The organism is Holdemania filiformis, from assembly GCF_003459085.1.
Lineage (GTDB): Bacteria > Bacillota_I > Bacilli_A > Erysipelotrichales > Erysipelotrichaceae > Holdemania > Holdemania filiformis.
Window position 1 is genome coordinate 153,828 of sequence record NZ_QRUP01000007.1, and the last position, 6,710, is coordinate 160,537.

The following is a 6,710-nucleotide window of genomic DNA, read 5'->3' on the forward strand; positions in this document are numbered from 1 at the left end:
AATGAAATTAGAATGGACGGAAACAGGAAAAATAAAACATTGTGTATTTAATGAGGAAGCGGTGTCTTTCCGGCAGGATGACTATGGCGGGCCGGCCTGGCAATGCCGGTTAGGGGAAGAGCTGCGCACGTCAACGGCGCCGCGTTATCGGGAAGGCTGGTTTAAGGAAGCCTTCTTCGGCGTGGAGCTGCGCTATCGTTTCCAGACGGAAGGGGATAGTCTGATCATCGAAGCGGAAGCGGAGAATCAAAGCTCGCAGACAATGCCGCTGGATCAGCTGGGGCTGCGCATCGGGCTGGACTGCGCCATGGAAAGCTATCCGCAATGGGACACGGTGTTCGCACCGACGCTGTTGCGGTGTGAGAAAACGTATTTCTGGGGCTTTTTGTCCAGTCCTTTAGGCCGGCGGCTTGGGATTTACAGCCCGGACCCGATCGCCAGCTGGCATCTTGACTACAACCGGTTTTTCGCGGACGGCGGACATCGGATCATGACGTTCTGTCTGGACTTTCTGCAAAGCGGGAAGCTGCCGGACCGGCATCCTCAATCGCAGCCGCTTAAGCCGTGGGAAACACGCCGGTGGCGGATTGAAATCGCGGAGCTGGCTCCGGAACAAACTGTGCCATCGTGGCTGGCGGAAAAGGGCGTACCGGTTTTTGCGGGTGAGCGCTGGAGCGCGGAATGCGGAAGTGCGCTGGAATTTAAACTGTTGTCCCGGACCGAACCGACGCTGATGGCTGAAGGCCGGCCGGTGCCTTGTCTGCTGAAAAAGCCGGGCGTGTATACAGTGCGGCTGGAATCGGATCAGCCCCGTGAACTTCGTCTGACAGTCTCGAACGGGAAGCATCAGAGCGAAGCCTGGGTGCAGTTTATCCATCCATGGCGGACGATTATAGAAGAAGCGGCGCGTCAGTCGCTGAGTCAGCCGCAGAAAATGGGAACGCATTGCGAAAGCTGGTATGGTTTGTTTACCGGCGCGGCGGCGATCCTTCATGATCTGGATTTTGACCGTGCGGCGTATCTTGAGAAGGTCCGCGAACTGGTGCCGCTGGGCTTCGACGTTGAACAAGGCTGCCCGACGGTGCATCCCGGCCGAATTCAGAACACCGCCTGCATGATCGGTTTGATGGCGGATCTCGGCGCCGCGCTGCACAGCACGGAACCGCTGGAGCTGGGCGCGAAGCTGGCTGACTGGCTGATCGAACACAGTCAGCGGGAAGACGGCGCTTTCTGCAACGGCAAAGGAAAGCACTACACAAGCGTTATTTATATTGCGAAAAGCCTGCTTGAATTGGTTCTGGAAGAACGCCGGCAGCCGGAAGCTTCCTGGCAGGCGCGCGCCCAGCGGCACTTTGAGACGGCGAAGCGGGCGGTTGACGAGCTGGCGCTGCATCGCGATAACATTGAAACCGAAGGCCAGGCCACGCTGGAGGACGGGATGCTGACATGTTCCGTCGCGCAGCTGACGATGCTGGCGAAAATGCTGGAGCCGGAAGACCGCCGGCCGTATATCGAAGCGGCGGAATGCTTAGTTCGCAAGCACCGCTGTCTGGAACGGACCGTCGTGGCGGACAGCCGCTGCAGCGGGACGACGCTGCGGTTCTGGGAGGCGCAGTACGACGTGCTGACGATGGGCAACATGATTAATTCTCCGCATGGCTGGAGCGCCTGGAAGGTGTACGGCATGATGGATCTGTACCTGCTGAGCGGCCGGCGCGAATATCTGATCGACGCGATGAATACGCTGATGAGCTGCGTCAGTCTGCTGGATGTGGAAAACAAGACGCTGAACTGGGCGTTTGTGCCCGATCCGCACCGCGAGGTCATGACCTTCGTTCCGGATCCGGAAAACCCCGGCCGCGGAAAGTTTCAGGCGCGGACGATCGCGGAGGAGCGCGTCGGAATGATCAGCGGCTGGTATCATGCGCCCAAAGATACCGCGGTGTTCGGCTATCTCGGCAGCTGGCCGGACGTGACGACGGATCAGGGCGGCTGCTGCGACAACGACGTGCATGAGATTTTTAAATGCGTGGAGGAAGTCATTTTAACCCGTGCTTATGTTCATGAGGAAGACGGCCGGCGGGATGCGTTTCACTGCACGGTGGAAAGCACGGCGAAGGGACTGACGATCCGGCCGCGGGAAGCGTTAGTGGATCAGGTTCATGTCCGGTTAACGCAGACGTTGAACGTCACGGTGGAGTTTGCCGGCGAGCGAGTGAACGCCCGGCTGCAAAACGGCTGGATCACCCGGACAGGAATCCGGACCGAGTGAAACGGCAGAGGAGAAAGACCATGACGGGAAAATGGAAAATCGGGATCGCCGTCAGCGCCCTGTTGTTAAGCGGGTGTGCCAAAGCGAGTACACTGCCGAAGAAGAATGAGCCGCTGACGCTCGTCGTCGCTACGGATCTGCATTATTTAGCGCCTGAGCTGCATGATCAGGGCGAACGCTTTCAACGTTTGATTGAGCAAAGCGACGGCAAGCTGACGGAAGAGAGCGAAGCCCTCGCCGATCAGTTCGTTCAGGAAATGCTGCAGAGGAAACCGCAGGCCGTCCTGCTGAGCGGCGATCTGACTTTCAACGGCGAAAAGCTTAGTCATCAGCGGCTGGCGCAGAAGCTGCAGGTTCTGACGGAAGCCGGCATCGACGTGTGGGTAATTCCCGGCAATCATGATCTGAATAACCCCTCGGCTGCTTCCTTCAGTCAGGCTCAGGCCCGGTCCACCGAATCGGTCAGCGCTGCGGAGTTTGCCGCGATCTATCAGAATCTGAGCCGTCATCCGGCGCTGAGCTGCGATCCTCAATCACTGAGCTGCCTTGTCCCGTTAGCGGAAGACGTTCAGCTCCTGCTGATCGACGCCAATCGTCCGGAAGACCCGGGCGCCGTGAGCGAAGAAACGCGGCGCTGGATCGTGACACAGCTGGAAAAAGCGCAGGCTGATCAACAAATTGTATTCTCCCTCAGCCATCAGAACCTGGCCGATCACACGGCGATGTTTTCCTCTGGATTCACTGCGCGGGGAGCCGAATCCGTCCGAGCGCTGCTCAGCACTTATGATGTGCGCGTGAATTTCAGCGGACACATGCACATTCAGCACATTCAGAAGCAGGATGGGCTCACGGATATCGCGACGTCCTCGCTGTCCGTCACACCGCTGCACTACGGTGTGATCACGCTGGACGAAGACCGCACGCTGCATTATCAAATCGAATCGCTGGCTGATCCTGACTTGCAAAGTCAGGCGAAGCTTTGTTTTGATCAGATAACCCGACGGCAGACGCAAAGGGCGCTTGAGACGCTGGAACTGAGTCCGCAGGAAAAGGCGGCGATGGTTGAGCTGGCAGTAGCGATGAATGATGAAATCTTTGATGGAACGCTGGCGCAAAACGCGGAGCGGATTCGACAGGATCCAGCCTGGCAGTTGTGGCAAAACAGTGGAAAAGACTTGTTTTTCGGTCAGTATTTGGAGGCGATGCTCAGCGAAGCAACATCGGATAATAATGAAATCACAATCGCGCTGCGGTGAACCAAAAACCGGACAGCCTTCTTTCGGCAATATCCGAAACCGGGCACAGGCAGGCGGCTGAATTTTTCAGGAAGGAAGCCAGCCACTTTATCCGGTATGCGGAAAATGAATCGCAAACCAGAGAAGATAAGCATTTTACATTTGTAAAATCTGGAACTATACTGAAGATGAATCAGGATAAATCTGAGCGTCTTCGGTATTTTTTCTTTTTGAATCGACTCGCAAAGCGGTTCGACGGAGAAATCATAAAATACCGGAACGAACAGACGGAAGGAGGCATGAAAAATGGAATTCACTCAAGTTGTACAAAATCGTTACTCATGTAAGAAATTCGACGGCCAGCCTGTGGAAAAGGCAAAGCTGGAAGCAATCTTAGAAGCCGGAAGGCTGGCTCCGACAGCGAAGAATCTGCAGGAACAGAGAATTTACGTCATCCAGTCCGAGGCTATACTGGAAAAACTGGATCAGGTCACGCCATGCCGTTATAACGCGTCCACGGTCATCGTGGTTGCCTTCGATAAGAACAACGTGTTTACCTATCCGGGCGGACAGCGCGATTCCGGCGTCGAGGATGCGACGATCGTTGCGACGCACATGCTGCTGGCGGCGGAAAACGCGGGTGTCGACAGCTGCTGGGTCAATTTCTTCAATCCGGAAGAAATGGCCAGGCTGTTGAATCTGCCGGAGAATGAAGAAGTGCTGATGATTCTCGATCTGGGGTATGCGGCAGAAGGCTTTAAGGCACTGCCGGCGCACAGTCAGCGCAAGCCGCTTGCCGAGACCGTGACCTATTTGGAGTAAAAGGAGAATAATGGAATGAGTAAAAAAATAGTCGCTTATTTTTCAGCCAGCGGAGTAACCGGGAAAGTCGCCAAAACCCTGGCTACCGCAATCAACGCCGATTTGTTTCAGATTGAGCCGGTTACGCCCTATACCGATGCCGATTTAAATTGGAACGATCCGCAGTCCCGCAGTTCTGTGGAAATGCAGGATAAAACCTTCCGGCCTCAAGTGAAAAACAAGGTGGAAAAGATGGAGGACTATGACACAATCTTCGTCGGATTCCCGATCTGGTGGTATGTCGCGCCGACGATCATCAATACTTTTTTGGAACAATATGATCTGACCGGCAAAAAGGTGATTCCTTTTGCGACCTCCGGTTCCAGCGGGATGGGCAATACCAACGCGGAACTCCGGGGCTCCTGTTCCGGCGCGGTTCTTTACGAAGGCCGGCGCTTCGCTTCCTCGATTGGGGCTGATGCGCTGAAAGCCTGGGCTGATTCATTCTAAAATACTGCTGAAGCACCGTGGAGAACCGCGGTGTTTTTTCAAAATTGAATCTCAAAATTGCGTTTTATTGGATGCGGTCTATATTAGTAATGACTGTGTCTTTCCCTGTTGGATGGACTGTGGAAACTTTAATGGAGCGGCATCGGTCGCAACCGTATAATCCCAATATCGCTAATGGATTTTTCCGGGCGGGATATGTGGAAACCTGGGGACGCGGGATAGAAAAAATATGTGAGGTTTGTAAGGAACATGGTGTTCCAGTACCGGAATATACACTTCATTTAGAAGATATAATGGTAAAGTTCGTGTCTTTAAGACAGCAGAATGTTTTAAATGATCAAAATGTCCTAATAAATGACCCATTAAATGTCCTGTTAGAGGAAATGGTATTATCAGTAATAAGAGAAAATCCTCATATAACACAGGCGCAACTTTCTCAAAAACTAAACCGTTCTGACAGACAGATAAGACGAGTAATAAAGGAACTGAGAGAAAAAGGGATTATCGAACGTATTGTCAGCCGAAAAACGGGACAATGGGGTGTTAAATAACATTTTACTCAGAGGTGCAAGTTGAGGGAAAAGCTTCTATCCAGAGAATAATGTGCCAAGATTCTAAAAATACTTGATGAATGACTAACGAGGCAGACACACTTTCTTCTGGCAGAGATTCTCCAATTAGGGCCGATGCGCTGAAAGCCTGGGCTGATCCATTCTAAAATACTGCTGAAGCACCGTGGAGAACCGCGGCGTTTTTTCATATTCTAAGAATTTCAATGCGTCAGAGGAAAAAAAGGAATTTGACATTCAAACAAATTTCTTTGAAAAAAAAGTGCCCTAAAAAAAGAATTAAGTGTCAGCTTAATTTTCCTTCTATTAGGAAAGTGCAATGATGAGGGCAGAGAACAAAAATAACCCAAAAGAGCAATAATGTTCTTTTGGGTTATAAACAACAAAATAAGAGGAATTCCATCGCACACTGAAAAGAATATAGAAGGAACAAAGGCTTATTCTGCTTTTGAAATTTTCTGGAGAACATCTTCCGGAAGCATCAGAGAATCACAACGGATACAATAAGCGGAAAAACATAGAATACCGTTTACGGTAACCAAGTCGCAGACTTCTTCCGCAATGTCGATTTCCATTGGATCGAAGAAACCGCGCTGAGTACACTTGAAGGGGATCGAGTTCGTTTTGCCAGTCGACAAATTTCCACGTTTCATTGAAAAGAATGAAACAAACTCAAATGCGTTGAAATGAAGAAGGATGAATTGTATAATTAACTCAATAGAAAGATGAGCGTTCTCTGAAAGCGAGGTCTTCTTCATGAAAACAATAACGTGTTCTGACCGGATCTATTACGATGAATTGCTTCCTGAAGAAGCTCAGGCTCTTCGCCAGGATATCCTTCTGTATCATTCGATCCTTCATACTACTTATCGTTATCTGACTCTGAAAGCCCGGGGAATTCCCTTACCATTTGAAGAATCGCTGCAGAAAGAATTGAAACGACGGTATCACACAAATGATTATTTTCCTTGTGCAGCGCAATGGGAGGCTCAGCATCAGTTGAAAGCGGATTTTGAAAACCATGAACGGTGGAAAAAGTCGTTAAAGCCAAGAGTGAAAAGCGTGGAGAAGAAAATTCGGAAAACAGAGAAAGAAATCCAACGGCTCGATAAGCAGTTAGCTCAGCTTAAGCAGAAAACAAAACAAGGCAAACAAACCCAAGAAGATTATCTTGAGGAGGTACAAGTGCTGCGGCCAACCCGGAAACAGTTAAAGAATCAACGCTCTCAATTGATCTTTAAATTGAATCGCACGCAGCAACAGCTCAATACCGCGAATCAGAAAATGCGGTTTACCTGCTTTGGCGGGAAGAAGCTGTCGCGT

Annotated in this window: 6 protein-coding genes; all 6 read left to right on the forward strand. The window is 51.3% G+C overall.

Annotation, left to right across the window (positions count from 1 at the left end; genetic code table 11):
• Position 1: 1 nt before the first annotated feature.
• Complete coding sequence (locus tag DWY25_RS07645) at positions 2 to 2,272, forward strand: hypothetical protein (RefSeq protein WP_117894739.1); 2,271 nt, start codon at positions 2 to 4, stop codon at positions 2,270 to 2,272.
• 20 nt (positions 2,273 to 2,292) lie between these two features.
• Positions 2,293 to 3,528, forward strand: coding sequence for a metallophosphoesterase (locus DWY25_RS07650; RefSeq protein ID WP_117894740.1), 1,236 nt, complete (start codon positions 2,293 to 2,295; stop codon positions 3,526 to 3,528).
• A 285-nt stretch (positions 3,529 to 3,813) separates the two neighbouring features.
• Positions 3,814 to 4,329, forward strand: coding sequence for a nitroreductase family protein (locus tag DWY25_RS07655; protein WP_117894741.1), 516 nt, complete (start codon positions 3,814 to 3,816; stop codon positions 4,327 to 4,329).
• Positions 4,330 to 4,344: 15 nt separating this feature from the next.
• The gene (locus DWY25_RS07660) at positions 4,345 to 4,818 is read left to right on the forward strand and encodes a flavodoxin (RefSeq protein ID WP_117894742.1); all 474 of its coding nucleotides are present in this window, start codon (positions 4,345 to 4,347) and stop codon (positions 4,816 to 4,818) included.
• Positions 4,819 to 4,907: 89 nt separating this feature from the next.
• The gene (locus DWY25_RS07665) at positions 4,908 to 5,369 is read left to right on the forward strand and encodes an ATP-binding protein (protein WP_420809867.1); all 462 of its coding nucleotides are present in this window, start codon (positions 4,908 to 4,910) and stop codon (positions 5,367 to 5,369) included.
• A 774-nt stretch (positions 5,370 to 6,143) separates the two neighbouring features.
• Positions 6,144 to 6,710 (forward strand): hypothetical protein (locus DWY25_RS07675; protein WP_147336674.1); only part of this gene is annotated, 567 nt, incomplete at its 3' end.

Coding starts and splice junctions, on each gene's coding strand:
- DWY25_RS07645 (WP_117894739.1), top strand. CDS start 2: ATGAAATTAGAATGGACGGAAACAGGAAAAATAAAACATTGTGTATTT.
- DWY25_RS07650 (WP_117894740.1), top strand. CDS start 2,293: ATGACGGGAAAATGGAAAATCGGGATCGCCGTCAGCGCCCTGTTGTTA.
- DWY25_RS07655 (WP_117894741.1), top strand. CDS start 3,814: ATGGAATTCACTCAAGTTGTACAAAATCGTTACTCATGTAAGAAATTC.
- DWY25_RS07660 (WP_117894742.1), top strand. CDS start 4,345: ATGAGTAAAAAAATAGTCGCTTATTTTTCAGCCAGCGGAGTAACCGGG.
- DWY25_RS07665 (WP_420809867.1), top strand. CDS start 4,908: ATGACTGTGTCTTTCCCTGTTGGATGGACTGTGGAAACTTTAATGGAG.